Source organism: Arthrobacter sp. Y3221114 (assembly GCF_059092625.1).
The window spans coordinates 182906-197529 of sequence record NZ_JBNHHW010000005.1; the positions used below are offsets into that span (position 1 = coordinate 182906).

The 14624-nt window shown below is 65.6% G+C and carries 11 protein-coding genes; 5 read left to right on the forward strand and 6 right to left on the reverse strand.

The window, feature by feature from the left end; all coding sequences use genetic code 11:
• The first annotated feature begins 49 nt into the window (after positions 1-49).
• The 4 genes from AC5RV3_RS13060 to AC5RV3_RS13075 all read left to right on the forward strand — a co-directional run bounded on the left by AC5RV3_RS13060 (position 50) and on the right by AC5RV3_RS13075 (position 5424).
• Positions 50-967 carry a LysR family transcriptional regulator gene (locus AC5RV3_RS13060; RefSeq protein WP_494122496.1) on the forward strand — a complete coding sequence of 306 codons (918 nt, stop codon included), beginning with the start codon at positions 50-52 and terminating at the stop codon, positions 965-967.
• A gap of 283 nt (positions 968-1250) precedes the next feature.
• Positions 1251-2591, forward strand: a complete 1341-nt coding sequence (locus AC5RV3_RS13065; protein ID WP_494122497.1) for an MFS transporter — start codon at positions 1251-1253, stop codon at positions 2589-2591.
• A 104-nt stretch (positions 2592-2695) separates the two neighbouring features.
• Positions 2696-3985 (forward strand): M20 family metallo-hydrolase, encoded by a 1290-nt coding sequence (locus AC5RV3_RS13070; RefSeq protein ID WP_494122498.1) that lies wholly within the window; start codon positions 2696-2698, stop codon positions 3983-3985.
• Entirely contained in the window at positions 3985-5424 is a 1440-nt protein-coding gene (locus AC5RV3_RS13075; protein WP_494122499.1) for an amidase, read from the forward strand. The genes AC5RV3_RS13070 and AC5RV3_RS13075 overlap by 1 nt, the downstream gene beginning before the upstream one ends.
• A 33-nt stretch (positions 5425-5457) precedes the next feature.
• Here the strand turns inward: AC5RV3_RS13075 and abc-f are convergent, their stop codons facing one another.
• On the reverse strand, positions 5458-7095 hold the full coding sequence (abc-f, locus tag AC5RV3_RS13080; protein ID WP_494122500.1) for a ribosomal protection-like ABC-F family protein: 1638 nt from the start codon (positions 7093-7095) through the stop codon (positions 5458-5460).
• A 214-nt stretch (positions 7096-7309) separates the two neighbouring features.
• On the opposite strand from abc-f, the gene asnB reads away from it, so the two are divergent.
• Positions 7310-8830, forward strand: coding sequence for an asparagine synthase (glutamine-hydrolyzing) (gene asnB / locus AC5RV3_RS13085; protein ID WP_494122501.1), 1521 nt, complete (start codon positions 7310-7312; stop codon positions 8828-8830).
• A gap of 126 nt (positions 8831-8956) precedes the next feature.
• Here the strand turns inward: asnB and AC5RV3_RS13090 are convergent, their stop codons facing one another.
• The 5 genes from AC5RV3_RS13090 to glsA form a co-directional block, all read right to left on the reverse strand.
• A complete protein-coding gene (locus AC5RV3_RS13090; RefSeq protein WP_494122502.1) occupies positions 8957-9895 on the reverse strand; it encodes a glycine betaine ABC transporter substrate-binding protein in 939 nt (312 codons plus the stop codon).
• A gap of 29 nt (positions 9896-9924) precedes the next feature.
• Positions 9925-10722 (reverse strand): ABC transporter permease, encoded by a 798-nt coding sequence (locus tag AC5RV3_RS13095; protein WP_494122503.1) that lies wholly within the window; start codon positions 10720-10722, stop codon positions 9925-9927.
• Between the two features lies 1 nt (position 10723).
• The gene (locus AC5RV3_RS13100; protein WP_494122504.1) at positions 10724-11941 is read right to left on the reverse strand and encodes an ABC transporter ATP-binding protein; all 1218 of its coding nucleotides are present in this window, start codon (positions 11939-11941) and stop codon (positions 10724-10726) included.
• Positions 11938-12582, reverse strand: a complete 645-nt coding sequence (locus tag AC5RV3_RS13105; protein ID WP_494122505.1) for an ABC transporter permease — start codon at positions 12580-12582, stop codon at positions 11938-11940. The genes AC5RV3_RS13100 and AC5RV3_RS13105 overlap by 4 nt, the downstream gene beginning before the upstream one ends.
• A 161-nt stretch (positions 12583-12743) precedes the next feature.
• Positions 12744-14558: a glutaminase A gene (gene glsA, locus AC5RV3_RS13110; protein ID WP_494122506.1), complete on the reverse strand. Its 1815-nt coding sequence runs from the start codon at positions 14556-14558 to the stop codon at positions 12744-12746.
• Positions 14559-14624 lie beyond the last annotated feature (66 nt).

The following is a 14624-nucleotide window of genomic DNA, read 5'->3' on the forward strand; positions in this document are numbered from 1 at the left end:
GGTGCGCGAGTCCGGCTCCGGGCGGGTCTGGGGTCTGACAGGATGAAGCATGGCTAAGCCCTTCACTCTTACCCAACTGCGCTACTTTGCGGTGGTCGCCGAGACCGAGAATATGACGGACGCCGCCCAACGGCTAAACATGACGCAGTCGGCGCTGTCCAATGCGATTTCCCAGTTGGAGCACGACCTGGACGTGCAGCTCTTCATCCGGTTGTCGCAGAGGGGCCTGAAACTGAGTCCGGCCGGACGACAATTCGCCAAAGACCTGCACGCCTTCCTTGAGCACGCTGATTCGCTCTACGAATCGGCTCGGGGGCTGTCGCAGAATCTCACCGGGGAGCTAAAAGTAGGGGTTTTCGGCCCCCTGGCACCCTTCCGGGCTCCAGTAATCCTGCAGGCCTTTGAGGCGGAATACCCGGACGTTCACGTTTCATTCTTGGAGGGAGATCAGGAGTTCCTGCGACGGGCATTGCTGGAGGGGCATTGTGAGCTGGCGCTGATGTACAGCATTGGGTTGGGCGGCGGTTTCACCACTCAGACGGTGGAGCACATTCCGGCGCACGTGTTGGTCCAGGAAGGGCATCCTCTTGCTGCAAGTCCTGACCATGAGGTGGCGCTGAGGGATTTGGAGCACGAGCCGATGATCCTGCTGGACTTGCCGCACACCAGGGAGTACTTCATGCAGTTGTTCCAGCTTGCCGGCTTGAAGCCCAATATCCGCCACCGGGCAACCGGCTATGAGACTGTCCGCTCTTTCGTTGCCCGCGGCCATGGCTACGCTGTGCTGAATCAGCGGCTCCACCACAATCTGACCTACGCGGGCGGGGGAGTCGTTCCCCTACGGCTTGTGGATCATTTGCCATCCATCGAGGTAGTGCTGGTGCGCCCCGAGGGGCTGACGCCCACGCGGCGAGCGCTCGCGTTCGAGGCAGTGTGCCGTGCGCTCTACGGTGCGGACAAGACCTAGCCTCCTGTGTGCTGCGTCTTGCCCAAGCTTCGGATTCATCATTTCGATTGGAAACGGAGAAATTATCTATTGGACAGATGTGAGACGGCTCACTGAGACTGAACATCATTCCGATAGGTTGATCCGCCCCTGACCGAACCTGCAAAGACGCGGGACGGTACGAGGATCAGCCGCAACCCTCAGGAGGACTTGCGATGGCCTGCAGTCAGTCGAGATTTACGTCGTGTTCCGGGTTCCACGCGGCAAGTAGGGACCGCAGTTCCTCCCACCTCCGGTGGCTGTCATGACGGTGAATGAAACCCGGACTACATCGGGAGCCGCAGACGCCACAGCCTTCTCGCAGTCGAAAAAAACCACCGGGATGCAGAAGCGCGTCCTTGCAGGTGGCAGTGTTGGGCAGTTTATTGAGTTCTACGACTTTTCGCTCTACGGTCTCTCCGCGGTTACGCTCTCACAGCTGTTTTTCCCCGGCGAGAACGCACTTATTGGCCTGCTGGCCACCTTTGCCACGTTTGGTGTCGCCTTCATCGCCCGGCCGATCGGAGGCCTGTTCTTCGGCCAGCTGGGCGACCGGATCGGTCGACGCCGTGTCCTCTACATCACGCTGGTGACTATCGGCGGTGCCACGACCGCCATCGGTCTGTTGCCGCCCTATGCAGTGGTCGGAGCTCTCGCACCTGCACTGCTGGTACTGTGCCGGCTGCTGCAGGGGTTCTCCGCAGGCGGGGAATCCGTCGGTGCCCCGGCCTTCGTTTTCGAGCATGCTCCCGTGAACCGCCGTGGTTTCTGGCTCAACATCACGCTTGCCGCCACCGCGCTGCCTTCCGTCGTGGCCGGGGCGATGATCCTAGTCCTCAACCAGGCCCTTTCCGATGAGGCCTTTTTCTCATGGGGCTGGCGTGTACCCTTCCTGCTGGCATTGCCGCTGTCCCTGTTCGGTGTGTGGATTCGCTCCAGGACCGAGGAGAGCGCGGCCTTCAAGCAGGTCGCTGAAAAGCAGAAGAAAAAGGAGTACAGCCCAGTTCGCGAGGCCTTCCGCGAGAACAAGGTCCGGATGCTCCAGGTCGTCTTCGTCATGGGCCTGACCGCCATGGGTTTCTACTTCCTCTCCGGCTACTTCGTCGGCTACGTGCAGACGACCGGCAACCTGACCCTGCAAGCGTCCCTAGTGGCGAACGCTTCGGCGATGCTGTTTTACGCTTTGCTGCTCCCGGTTGGCGGGATCATCGGTGACAAGGTCGGCCGCAAGCCGATGCTGATTGCAGGGTCGGCCGCGATCGCATTGCTGGCCTTCCCATGTTTCATGCTGGTGACCAGCGGCTCGCTGGGCCTGGCGATTCTGGGACAGCTGCTGTTCGTCGTTCCGCTGTGCATCTACGGCGGCGGCTGTTACACCTTCTTCGTGGAAATCTTCACGACGAAGACGCGCTTCACCTCGGCCGCTGTCAGCTACAACCTGGGATACGCATTGTTCGGAGGCACCGCACCCTTCATCGGCACCGCGCTGGTGAACGCCACAGGTATCTCTTACTCGCCGGCCTACTGGCTGTGCGGCGCAGCAATCATCGTGTTCCTGCTGCTCACGCTGACCAAGGTCCCGGAGACCCGCGGACGCCTCGGCTGACCACGGGAGCCGGGCGGACCGATACTCCTCCGGCTCCCACAGGTTCCGCCTTCCCCGGTTTCCTAACCGGCAGCTTACGTATTAGGTATTAGGAGTTTATCGTTATGTCCGCTGAAGCTTTCCTTAAAGACTTTCGCCACGTTGCCACCATCGGCGCTACACCAAACCACGGTGTGCACCGGCAAGCCGCCACCGAGGAAGACCGGCAGACCCGGGACTGGTTCACCGCCTTTGCTGAGGAGCACGGTTGGGGGGTGCGAGTGGACGGCATCGGCAACATGTTCGCCATCATCGAATTCCGGCCCGCTGCGAAATTCGTCATGATCGGCTCCCACCTGGACAGCCAACCGCTGGGCGGCCGCTTCGACGGCGCGTACGGTGTGTTGGCCGGGTTGCACGCTGCTGCCCGGATCGAGGCCCACATTAAGGCGTCAGGGGAGCTTCCGCCCTTTAACCTGGCGGTCGTGAACTGGTTTAACGAGGAAGGCGGCCGCTTTGCACCCTCCATCATGGGTAGCTCCGTCTTCGCGGGAATCATGGACCGTGAGCAGATGCTCGGCGTTAGGGACCTCCAGGGAGTCTCCGTGCGGGATGCCTTGGAGACGATCGGCTACCTCGGGACCGATGAGGGGCCCGAAGCCGTGAGCTACGCGGAGATCCACATCGAGCAGGGCCGCATCCTGGAGCGCGAGGGCCTGACCATAGGTGCCGTGGACTCGAGTTGGTACACGCAGAAGCTGGACATTGAGGTCCTCGGCGAACAGTCCCATACTGGCGCTACGGCCATGGCAGACCGGCGCGATGCGCTGGTGGCCGCCTCGCAGATTGTCCTCATGGTCCACGACGTCACGCGCAACTTCGAGGAGGAGGCACTCGTTTCCTCCGTGGGGCAGCTGACGCTGGAACCGAATTCGCCGATCGTCGTGGCCCGCCGGGTGCACCTTGTAGCTGATTTGCGCTCCAACAGCCCCGAGATTGTGCGGTCCGCACGGGACAGCCTGCTGGCAGACATCGCCCAGCTTGCCCGGGAACACGACATCCGGATCAATGTGAACGACTTCGACATCCGGGCCAACCAGTACTACCCCGAATCCGGTGTCGAATTGACTGAGAAGACGGCCGCGAAGCTGGGACTTGGCGTACGCCGTATGCAGACGATGGCAGGGCACGACTCGGTAGCGATGAACCGCATTGTGCCGTCGGTCATGGTATTCATCCCGTCAGTAGACGGCGTCAGCCACTGTGAACGCGAATTTACAACCGATGCGGACATGCTGGCGGGCCTGGATGCCCTGACCGAGATCGCGTTGGAACTGGTTTATGGCGCGCTTGCCGAAGAGCCGGTGTTGGAAAGGTTTAACGTCGGGGATAAGTCCGCTGCAGGGGACAGATGATGACCAAGCTGCATTACCTCACTGCAGTGGACGCGCTGCGGCTGTTCCGTTCTCGGGAGCTTTCCCCTGTGGAACTGATGGAAGCGGTCATAGAACGCATTACCGAGATCAACGGGACGGTGAATGCGCTGACGGAGACGATGTTTGAGGAGGCCCTCGCTGCGTCGCGTGAGGCCGAGCTGCTGTACCAGCGCGGCAAGTACGACGGCGCACCCCGGGGACTGGCCCCGGGACGCTCGTTACTGGGGCTGCCGGTGGCCGCCAAAGAGAAGCATGCCATCGCCGGCCGAAGCTTCTCGCAGGGGCTGTCGGCGTGTGCCGGCGAGACCGCAGCAGCCGATCACCCGATCATTGGGCGCATCAAAGCCGCCGGAGGTATTCTCCACGCCCGAACCACCTCGCCTGAATTCAGTTGCGCCACGGTGACGCACAGCCCGATGTGGGGAGTCACCCGGAACCCGTGGAACCCGGAGTATTCGCCGGGCGGATCCTCGGGCGGGGCCGGAGCAGCGCTCGCCTCCGGCATGACGGCGTTGGCGACGGCCTCGGACATCGCGGGTTCTACCCGGTTGCCCGCCTCCTTTACCGGAACCGTTGGTTATAAGGCGCCGTACGGCAGGATCCCGGGTATGCCGCCTCTTTCCAATGACTGGTACCGCGGCGACGGCCCGATGGGCCGCACGGTCGCCGATACCGCCCTGTTGACCAATGTGATGGCCGGTCCGCACCCTGTGGACCACACCTCGGTAGGACCGTCCGCTCCTTTGCCCTTGGAATTTGCGCCGGTCCACCAGATGCGGATTGCGCTTTGTATCCGGCTCGGAGACTACCCGGTCATGGCGGAGATCGAGGCTAACACCCGCGGCGTGGCCGCGGCTCTGGAAACAGCCGGGGCAATCGTCGAGGAGATCGAACTTCCTTGGTCCCACCGGGAGATCAGTGATGTCATCTTTACCCACTTTGGGCACATTCTCGGTCCCGCCATGGAGGCAGCCACCGCAGGCGGCACCGAGCAGTTGGCCGCCTACACGCGGCGCTTCATGGCCGACGCGCGTGAGGCGTCATCCCGCCACACACTCCTGGAGGGACTGCAAGCCGAGTCACGTATCCAAGCGCAGCTAGCCCAGGCCATGACTGGGTTCGACGCCTTGATCTGTCCCGCCTCAGCAGTTTCTGCGCTCAAAGCAGACGCCGACTACCTCGACGGGATCGACATCGACGGGAAGCATCTCGAGCACTACTGGGAAGCGCACATGACGGCGCCGTTCAACATCAACAACCGTTGCCCTGTCCTGGCCGTGCCGAGCGGACTATCCGAGATCGGAATCCCGACAGGCGTGCAGATCGTCGGGCACCCCTACGACGACCTCACCGTCTTCCGCATCGGTGCCGCCGTGGAACGGGCGCGCCCTTGGTCCGAGATGCGGCCGGCACTCTGACCCCGGGTCTCCTAGACCGGCCCGCAGACGCACTCAGCGGACGGTGACTTGGCCGGCGTCGACGTCCCACCGAGTGTCCAACCGGACGTTTTCCAGCAGCCGGCGGTCATGCGAGACCAGCAGCAGCGTTCCGTCGTAGCTGTCCAAGGCCTGCTCCAGCTGTTCGATGGCGGGCAGGTCCAAGTGGTTGGTGGGTTCGTCGAGGACCAGCAGGTTCACGCCTCGGGCCTGCAGCAGGGCGAGGGCGGCCCGGGTGCGCTCGCCGGGGGAGAGGGCGCCGACGGCGCTGGACACCTGGTCGGCCTTGAGACCGAACTTGGCCAGCAGCGTGCGGACCTCGGCCTGGCTGTAGTCCGGTACCAGTGCCTCGAAGGCGGCACCGAGCGGCCGGTCCTCCGCGAGCTGGCCGCGCGCCTGGTCAATCTCGCCGATGGCGACGCTGGCACCCAGGCCGGCGGCGCCGTCGTCGGGCTGCTGGTGTCCCAGCAGGAGGCGCAGCAGGGTGGACTTGCCCGCGCCGTTGGGGCCCGTGATGCCGATGCGCTCGCCGGCGTTGACCTGCAGCGAGACCGGGCCGAGCGTGAATCCGTCGCGGCGGACGGTGGCCTGGTTCAAGGTGGCGACCACTGAGCTGGAGCGCGGGGCGGCGCCGATGCTGAACTGCAGCTGCCACTCCTTGCGGGGCTCCTCCACCTCGTCCAGCCGGGCGATGCGGGACTCCATTTGCCGCACCTTCTGCGCCTGCTTTTCGGAGGACTCCGTGCTGGCCTTGCGGCGGATCTTGTCGTTGTCCGGGTTCTTCTTCATGGCGTTGCGGACGCCCTGGGAGCTCCACTCGCGCTGGGTCCGCGCCCGGGACACGAGGTCCGCCTTCTTCTCGGCGAACTCGTCGTAGGCGTCGCGGGCGTGGCGGCGCGCGACGGCCCGCTCCTCCAGGAAGGCATCGTAGCCGCCGTCGTATACCGCCACCTTGTTCTGGGCCAGGTCCAACTCCACCACGGTGGTCACGCAGCGGGCCAGGAACTCGCGGTCGTGGGAGACCAGCACCACGCCGCCGCGCAGACCCTGCACGAACGACTCCAGCCGGGCCAGTCCGGCCAGGTCCAGATCGTTGGTGGGCTCGTCCAGCAGGACCACGTCGAAGCGGCTCAGCAGCAGGGCCGCCAAGGCAGCGCGTGCGGCCTGGCCGCCGGAAAGCCCGGTCATCGGGGCGTCCGGACCAACGTCCAGACCGAGTTCGGCCAGCACGGGCGGGATCCTGTCCTCCAAGTCCGCGGCCCCGCTGGCCATCCAGTGGTCCAGGGCGGCGGCGTAGGCGTCGCCGGCCTGCTTGGAGCCGGAGCCCAGCGCCTCGGCCGCGGCTTCCATGGCGGCGGTGGCGGCCGCGGCACCGGTGCGGCGGTCAATGTAGGCGGCGATGGTCTCGCCGGGAATCCGTTCGTGTTCCTGCGGCAGCCAGCCGACAAAGGCGTCCGAGGGCGCCGTGCTCACCGACCCCGCCAGCGGTGCGTCCGCGCCGGCCAGGATCCGCAGCAGCGTGGTCTTGCCGGCACCGTTGGCGCCGACCACCCCGACGACGTCGCCCGGAGCGACGGTCAGGTTCAGGTTGGAGAACAGAGTGCGGTGGCCGTGGCCGCCCGAGAGGTCCTTGGCCACCAGCGTTGCAGTCATGCCTACAAGTCTAAGGAGCGACGGCGGGTGGTCTGGACCGCGCCGAGACCCGGCCAGGAACCGCGGAGCCTGGCGGCCTGGCCCGTGGCCGGCGGGGAGGGCGTGGGCGCCGGCTGGCTATGCTGGAGAAGTCGCGTCGCAGCGCCTGGGACGGACGGAGCCCGGCCGCGTGCGGCGCCGGATTTTGTTGGACAAGCGCGAAGGCGGGATGCAGATGTCAGGGATAGTGGCTGCCCACGGGGAATTCGATGCGGCAGCGGGCGAACGGATGCTGGACCGGTTGGCGCACCGTGGACCGGATGGATCGGGGTCGCGCCGGGTGGGCAAATCCTGGCTCGGCAGCCGGCAGTTGGCCATCGTCGATCCGGAGAACGGGCAGCAACCCCTGGCCGGCCGCGACGGCGACGCGTGGCTGGTGGGCGACGGCGAGATCTACAACTACCGCCGGATCCGCGACCGGCTCGGGCATGAGGGGTTCAGGACCCGCTCCGATTTGGAGGCCGCGCTGCAGCTGTACGAGGAGCTCGGCGTCGCCGCCTTCGAAAAGCTCTGGGGCCCGTTTGCCTTGGTGGTGGCAGGCGATGACGGGCGGTTCGTCGCGGCCAGGGACATGCTCGGATTGTCCCCGTTGTACTGGGCACGCCGCGACGGAACTGTGCTGTTTGCCTCGGAAATGAAGGCGTTCGACGACGAGTGGCGGCCCTTCGTGGAGCCTTTTCCGCCGGGCCATGCCTGGACACCGGAGGACGGCTTAATCGCCGGACCCGTTTTCCCGGCGGGCGCCCCGGTGTTGCTCAAGAGCCGGCGGCCGGAGGAGGATCCTCCGCAGTGGGTCTTTGATGCCCTGCGCGACACCTTGGTCCGGGCGGTGGAGCGCAGCCTGAACGCCGATGTGCCGGTGGGCGTCCTGTTGTCCGGCGGGGTGGACTCCAGCATCGTCACGGCCGTGGCGGCCCGCAAGGCCGCAGAGCGCGGGGAGGTTTTGAAGACGTTCGCCGTCGGGCTGGAAGGCAGCGCCGATCTGCTGGCCGCCCGGGTAATGGCGGCCGCCGCCGGTACCGATCACCATGAGCTGGTCTACACGGCCGAGGACGCGATCGCGCTGGTGCCGCAGGTCATCGCGGAGCTTGAATCCTTTGACCCGACGCTGGTGCACAGCGCGGTGCCGAATTTCCTGGTGTCCCGGCTGGCCGCTGAACACGTGAAGATCGTGCTGGTGGGCGAGGGCGCCGACGAACTGTTCGCCGGCTACTCGCATTACGGCCGCCATGACACCGGCGAGGCGCTGCACGAGGATCTGCTGGAGACGCTCGAAGGCATGCCCATCGGCGGACTGCAGCGAGTGGACCGGGTGGCCGGTGCCCACGGGCTGGAACCGCGGCTGCCCTTCCTGGACCTGGACGTGGTGGAACTTGCCCTGGCGTTGCCGCCGGCATGGAAACTGACGGGACCTGAGCGGCCGGCCAAATGGCTGTTGCGCAAGGCCTTCGACGGGATGGTTCCCCACGAGGTGCTCTGGCGGCCGAAGGAGCAGTTCGGCGAAGGCACCGGCATGAACGATGTGCTCCGCGAACACTTCGAAGCATCGGTCAGCGAAGCGGAGCTGGAACACGAGGCCGGCGTCCTGGATCCGCCGGTGCGGACCCGCGAGGAACTGGCTTACTACCGCATCTTCGCCGCCGCCCTTCCGGGGATCGATGCGCAGAAGACGGTGGGACGTTTCGCGGAGGCCTGAGAGGCGGGCGGTTTCGGGGAGGCCCGAAACCGCAGGCAGTTTTCGCGGAGCCTGAGAAACGGCCAGCGGCCGCCGGTCGTGGTGACCGGCGGCCGCTGGCCGTTGTGCGGTGCGGAGGTCCGGTGGCTAACCCACCAGGCCCTGCTCCTTCAGCCACTCTTCGGCGACATCGCGGGGATCCTCGCCGTCGTTATCCACCCGGCCGTTGAGCCCGGTGATGACTTCATTGGTCAGTGCGGCGCTGATCGGTGCCATGATCTCCGCAATGGCCGGGTACTCGTCCAGGGTTTCCTGGCGCAGGGTCATGGCGCCCTGGTACGGGACGAAGAATTCCTTGTCGTCCTCCAACACGGTCAGTTCGTTGGAGATGACGCGGGCATCGGTGGAGAAGACCTCACCGAACTGGCAGGATCCGCCGACCTGCGTGTAGATGAGGTTCAGGTCCAGCTCCACTACCTTGCTGAAGTCAAAACCGTACGCTTTCTCCAAGCCGGGGAGCCCGTCGTCGCGGTTGATGAACTCGCTGGCAGCACAGACGGCATTCTGGTCCGGGTTCTTCTGGATGAACGCGGCGGCTTCGCTCATGTTGGTGATGCCTTCGGCCTCCGCGAAATCCTTTTTTGCGGCGATGCGGTAGGTGTTCTCGAACGGTGCCGGTTCCAGCCAGGCGACGCCGTTCTCGGCGTCTTCCTTCGCGACGGCGGCGTAGAGGTCTTCCGGCACGTCCTCGGTGGTGTGGCCGAGGACGTTGACCCAGCCGGTTCCGGTGTAGTCCCAATAGAAGTCGACCTGGCTCGACTGCAGGGCTTCGCGCACGGTGGCGCTGCCGGAGATGCCCGTCTTGTCCTCGACGGTGGCACCGGCATCCTCGAGCGCGACAGCCGCAATCTGGGCCAGCAGGATGGATTCAGTGAATTCCTTGGAGCCCGCCGCGAAGTGCGCGCCCGCGAGCTCGCCGTCGCCTGTCGCCTCGGCGGCGTCACCGCCGCCGCAGGCCGTCAGCAGCAAGGCCACTCCGGCGCCAAACGCGGCGAACGCCGTCTTCCGTGAACTATTCGCTTTCATCATTCCTCTTTCGTCATGCAGGGGATGGCCTAGAGCCCTTTCGGGCGCAGGAAGTCTTCGGCGATGCTCGCCAGGTAGTCGATCAGCAGTGCCAGCACCGCTGTGAGCGCGGCGCCGACAACCTGGACCAGCACGCGGTTGGTGGAGAGCCCGGCCACGATGATGTCCCCGAGTCCGCCCGCGTTGATGTAGGTCACCAGGGTGGCCGTACCAACGTTGATCACGAGCGCGGTGCGTACGCCGGCCAGGATGATGGGCACCGCGAGGGGCAGTTCGAGCCGGCGCAGGACACCGAACTTGGAGATGCCCATGCCTCGCCCGGCTTCCAGCACGGATTCGTCGACCTGTTCCAGGCCCACCATGGTGTTGAGCAGCACGGGGATGATGGCGTAAAGCACCAAGCCCACGATGGCGGCCTGGAAACCCAGGAACAGAAATGCCACGGCCAGCAGGACCAACACGGCGATGGTCGGAACCGCCTGGCCCAAGGTCAGCAGGGTGATCAGGTAGGGGCGGACCCGGCGCATGGCCGGACGGGTGAACAGGATGCCCAGCGGCACGGCGATGACCAGCGTCAGCAGCGTCGAGACCGCGGTCAGCTGCAGATGCCGCCCCAGGGCGGCAGCCAGGTTGGCCGGGGCCAGGGCGCGCGCCTCGATGCTGTCCAGTTCCTGCGAGCCGACATACAGGTACAGAGCGAGGCAGGCCAGCGCCAGGATCGCCGGCACCAGCAGGTACCCGGTCAGTGTCCGGCGTCGCGCCCTGGCCGGTGGTTGGACGGCAACATCTTGGTCGTGCACCGAGTGCTGTGGTGCGGCAGCGGCCACGTCAGCCACCCGCCTGTACGGCTTCGGCCACCTCGCCCAGCCCGGCCCGGGCTCGAGCGACCGCCGTGTCCCGCATGGCCCGGATGGCCTCGTTGATCTGTTCGATATCCACCACGCCCTGGTAGACACCGTGCGAGTCCACCACGATCGTCACGCTGTAGCGGGCGGTGATGAGTTCGTTCAGCGCATCGGACAGCGTCGCCCGGGGTTCCAAGATTGCTTCCGGCGGCAGCCCCACCTCGTCCAGCGCGCGTGTTCCTGCCCGGTGCAGGTCGTCGGCACCTACCCAGCGGCGGGGCCGCCCGGCGTTGTCGAGCACCAGGAGGGCCGAGCGGTCGCTGCGCCGCAGCTGCTCCAGTGCGTCCTCGGCCGGGGTGTCCAGCCGGACGGTCGGCCACTGCGTCAGCTCAATATCGGCCACGCGGCTGAGGTTCAGCCGCTTCAAGGAGGCGCCGGTGCCGATGAAGTCGGAGACGAAATCATTGGCGGGGGCGGTCAGGATCTGCTCCGGGGTGTCGTATTGGGCAATCCGGGAGCGGTCCTGCAGGATGGCGATCCGGTCGCCCATCTTGATTGCTTCATCGATGTCATGGGTGACGAACACGATGGTCTTGCGTACCTCCGACTGCAGGCGCAGGAATTCGTTCTGCAGCCGGTCCCGGGTGATCGGGTCTATGGCCCCGAACGGCTCGTCCATCAGCATCACTTCCGGGTCTGCGCCCAAAGCGCGTGCCACGCCTACCCGTTGCCGCTGTCCGCCGGAGAGCTCCTTGGGGTAGCGGTTGCGGTAGGTCGACGGCGGCATGTTGACCATGTCCAGCAACTCGTCGACCCGTGCGGAAATCCGTTTGGTGTCCCAGCCCAACAGCTTGGGGACGGTGGCCACGTTTTCGCCGATGGTCATGTGCGGGAACAGGCCGACTTGCTGAATGACGTAGCCGATGCGGCGGCGGAGCTGGTCCGGGTCGGTGGTAGTGACGTCTTCACCGTCCAGGATGATCCGGCCGGAGGTGGGCTCGATGATCCGGTTGATCATCTTCATGGTGGTGGTCTTGCCACATCCCGACGGGCCGACCAGCACCACGATCTCGCCCTCGTGGATGTCCAGTGTCAGGTCGTCGACCGCGTTGTCCTTCTGCCCGGGAAACCTCTTGGACAGGTTCTGTAGGCGGATCTTGACCGGCCTGGGCTGGGGGGTCTGATGGTCGGATACGGTCATCGGATTCCTTTGGACGTAGTCAGCTTGCGGACGGTGTGGAAGAGCAGGTCGAACAGGATGGCGAGGACAACCACCCCGAGGGTTCCGGCCAGAACCATGTTTACGGCCACCGGCGTGCCCACCCGGGCCAGGCCGGTAAAGATCAGCTCTCCGTAGCCTGGGCCCAGTACGATCGCGCCGATGGCAGCGATGCCAAGCAGGACCAGGGTGGTGACGCGGACGCCGGTGATGATCACCGGCCACGCCAGGGGCAGTTCGATCTTCAGCAGCCGCTGGGTACGGCTCATGCCCATGCCCTTGGCCGATTCCACGATGGCAGGATCCACTTCGCGCAGGCCCGTGATGGTATTGCGGACAATGGGCAGCAGGCCATACATCGTGAGGGCGACCACCACGGGCAGTGCGCCAAGGCCCAGAGGGCCGATGAGGAGGATGAACAACGCGAAGGAGGGGACGGTCAGGAAAGCACCGGTGACCGCGAGGACTGTTTCGCGCGGTCGTTCATGCCGATAGGTCGCGATGCCCAGGCCGACCCCGATCACGGTGGCGAGCATGACTGAAACGCCCACGAGGACGGCATGCTCGATGCCCATTTCCAGCATGTCGTCGGCCCGTTTCGCGAGAAACTCGAAAAAGTTCACACGTTCCTTTCTGCAGCCTCTGCCGGGAACAAGACACGGAGAAACTGCGGCTGGTGTGGTTTCTGGTGCCGATGTGGCAGATGCTACGACTGCCCGTAACTATAGTTGATGCCCGCCCGCGGATGCCCATCGGGTCGCCGGCAGGGGGCCGCCGCGGAGGGTCAGTCGCGGATCCGGACTGCGGTTTCGCGCAGGAACTGGTCCACCCGTGTGTAGGCATCCCGGGTGAGCGCCTTCCACAGGCGCATCGCCAGCTTGGGGTCCTGCTCCTCCAGCTCCTCGATCGCCTCCGACGAAAGCACCATGAGTTCCACCGGGCCGTCCGCTTTCTCGGTGGTTTCCTGCCGGTCTTCGCTGCCCAGCGCGAGTTCGCCGAACGTCATGCCGGCGCTGAGCGTGCTCAGCTTGACCCGCCGTCCCTCCGAGTCCGCGGCGATGGTGCTGATCCGGCCGGAGACGATGAAGTACACCCCGCCAAACCGCTGGCCAACCCGCCGAACGATCTCGCCGTCCTCGTACTTCGCGGGCTCCATGCGTTCCACCAGGGCCACAATCTCATCCGGGTGCAGGGTGCCCAGGGCCAGCGAGTGTTCCACCGGCACCGACGTGGGCACGCCCAGCGGATCACCGTAGCGGGCAATGAGGCGGTCCTCGGAGAATTCAACGGCACCGGTGCGGGTATCAAAGACCGGCACGGGCCGCCCGGTGTCGACGAAGACGCCGGCGAGCGTGTCCTCCGGGTCGATCAGCAGCATTTCACGGTTGTCGGCGGCCAGGTTCTCCTCCAAGCGGGCGAACATGCGCAGGGCCACGCCGCCTACTTCGTCGACGCGGCGCAGGTCCAGTACCACCAGTTCAACATCGTCCGGTAGCGAGCTGATCTCGCGGACCATCGATTCCGTGCCGGCAAACAGCAAGTCGCCGTTGAGCTCGATCAGCTGCGCGCGGTGGCCGTTCTCCCGCAGCACCTCGGCCGACTCATCAGTGCGGCGAATGCCGGAGGGAACGACGGTGATGTCGTAGCTCGCGCGGATCGCGGAACGCCCCGCCCGCGCCGAGCGGACAAAGTGCATCTCCATGTCCTCGGACAGCCGCCGGCTCACGGCGATCCCGCGGACCGATCCGCCGTGGTCGTCGAGCGGCGGGGAGAACACCGCGAGCCCCACCTGGCCGGGAAGCACCGCCAAGGTGCCGCCTCCGACCCCGGACTTGGCCGGCATGCCCACGTTGGTGACCCAGTCTCCGGCGTCGTCGTACATGCCCGAGGTCATCATGACCGACAACACCCGTTCCACCGGGCCGATGTCCATGACGTGGTTGCCGGTGACCGGATTGGTGCCGCCGTTCGCCAAGGTCGCGGCCATGATGGACAGGTCCCGGCAGGTCACCTGCACCGAGCACTGCCGCAGGTAGTTCTCCAACGCGGTGGTGGGGTTGTCCTCAATGACGCCGAACGAGCTCAGCAGGTAAGCCAGTGCGTGGTTGCGGTCGCTGTTGCGCAGCTCGGCTTCGAACACCCGCGGACTGCTCTTCAGCTTCCGGCCGGCGAACTCCGAATAGGTGTTCAGGATCCGCTTGATCGCGGACCTGCCGCCGGAGCCCTTGATCATGCCGGTGACCGCCAGCGCACCCGCGTTGATCATCGCGTTGGCGGGCCGCCCGGTGCCGGCGGCGAGGGAGATCTCGTTGAACGGATCCCCGGAGGGCTCCACGTCCACCTTTTCGTCCACCGCGTCGAACCCGAGCTCGGCCAGCGCGAGCGCGTAACTGAACGGCTTGGAGATCGACTGCAGCGTGAATTCCTTGCGCGTTGTCCCCACTTCGTAGACGTAGCCGTCCACCGTCGCCAGGCAAATCCCGAAGTCGTCCGGATTGACCACCGCCGAGGCAGGACCAACCAGGTACGGCGTGCCGTCGCGGAGCTCGGAGACCTCGGCGTGCAAGGCGTGCAAGTAGCTGTCGATCGGCGATTCCATATCACCAGCGTAATTGGGAGTAAGGCGCGCCCCGGACAGCCGCCGGCCCCGGCCGCATGCCTCCTC

What these genes read in the sequence shown, in the direction of transcription:
- AC5RV3_RS13060 (WP_494122496.1), top strand. Translation starts at nt 50, where the DNA reads ATGGCTAAGCCCTTCACTCTTACCCAACTGCGCTACTTTGCGGTGGTC.
- AC5RV3_RS13065 (WP_494122497.1), top strand. Translation starts at nt 1,251, where the DNA reads ATGACGGTGAATGAAACCCGGACTACATCGGGAGCCGCAGACGCCACA.
- AC5RV3_RS13070 (WP_494122498.1), top strand. Translation starts at nt 2,696, where the DNA reads ATGTCCGCTGAAGCTTTCCTTAAAGACTTTCGCCACGTTGCCACCATC.
- AC5RV3_RS13075 (WP_494122499.1), top strand. Translation starts at nt 3,985, where the DNA reads ATGACCAAGCTGCATTACCTCACTGCAGTGGACGCGCTGCGGCTGTTC.
- abc-f (WP_494122500.1), bottom strand. Translation starts at nt 7,095, where the DNA reads ATGACTGCAACGCTGGTGGCCAAGGACCTCTCGGGCGGCCACGGCCAC.
- asnB (WP_494122501.1), top strand. Translation starts at nt 7,310, where the DNA reads ATGTCAGGGATAGTGGCTGCCCACGGGGAATTCGATGCGGCAGCGGGC.
- AC5RV3_RS13090 (WP_494122502.1), bottom strand. Translation starts at nt 9,895, where the DNA reads ATGAAAGCGAATAGTTCACGGAAGACGGCGTTCGCCGCGTTTGGCGCC.
- AC5RV3_RS13100 (WP_494122504.1), bottom strand. Translation starts at nt 11,941, where the DNA reads ATGACCGTATCCGACCATCAGACCCCCCAGCCCAGGCCGGTCAAGATC.
- glsA (WP_494122506.1), bottom strand. Translation starts at nt 14,558, where the DNA reads ATGGAATCGCCGATCGACAGCTACTTGCACGCCTTGCACGCCGAGGTC.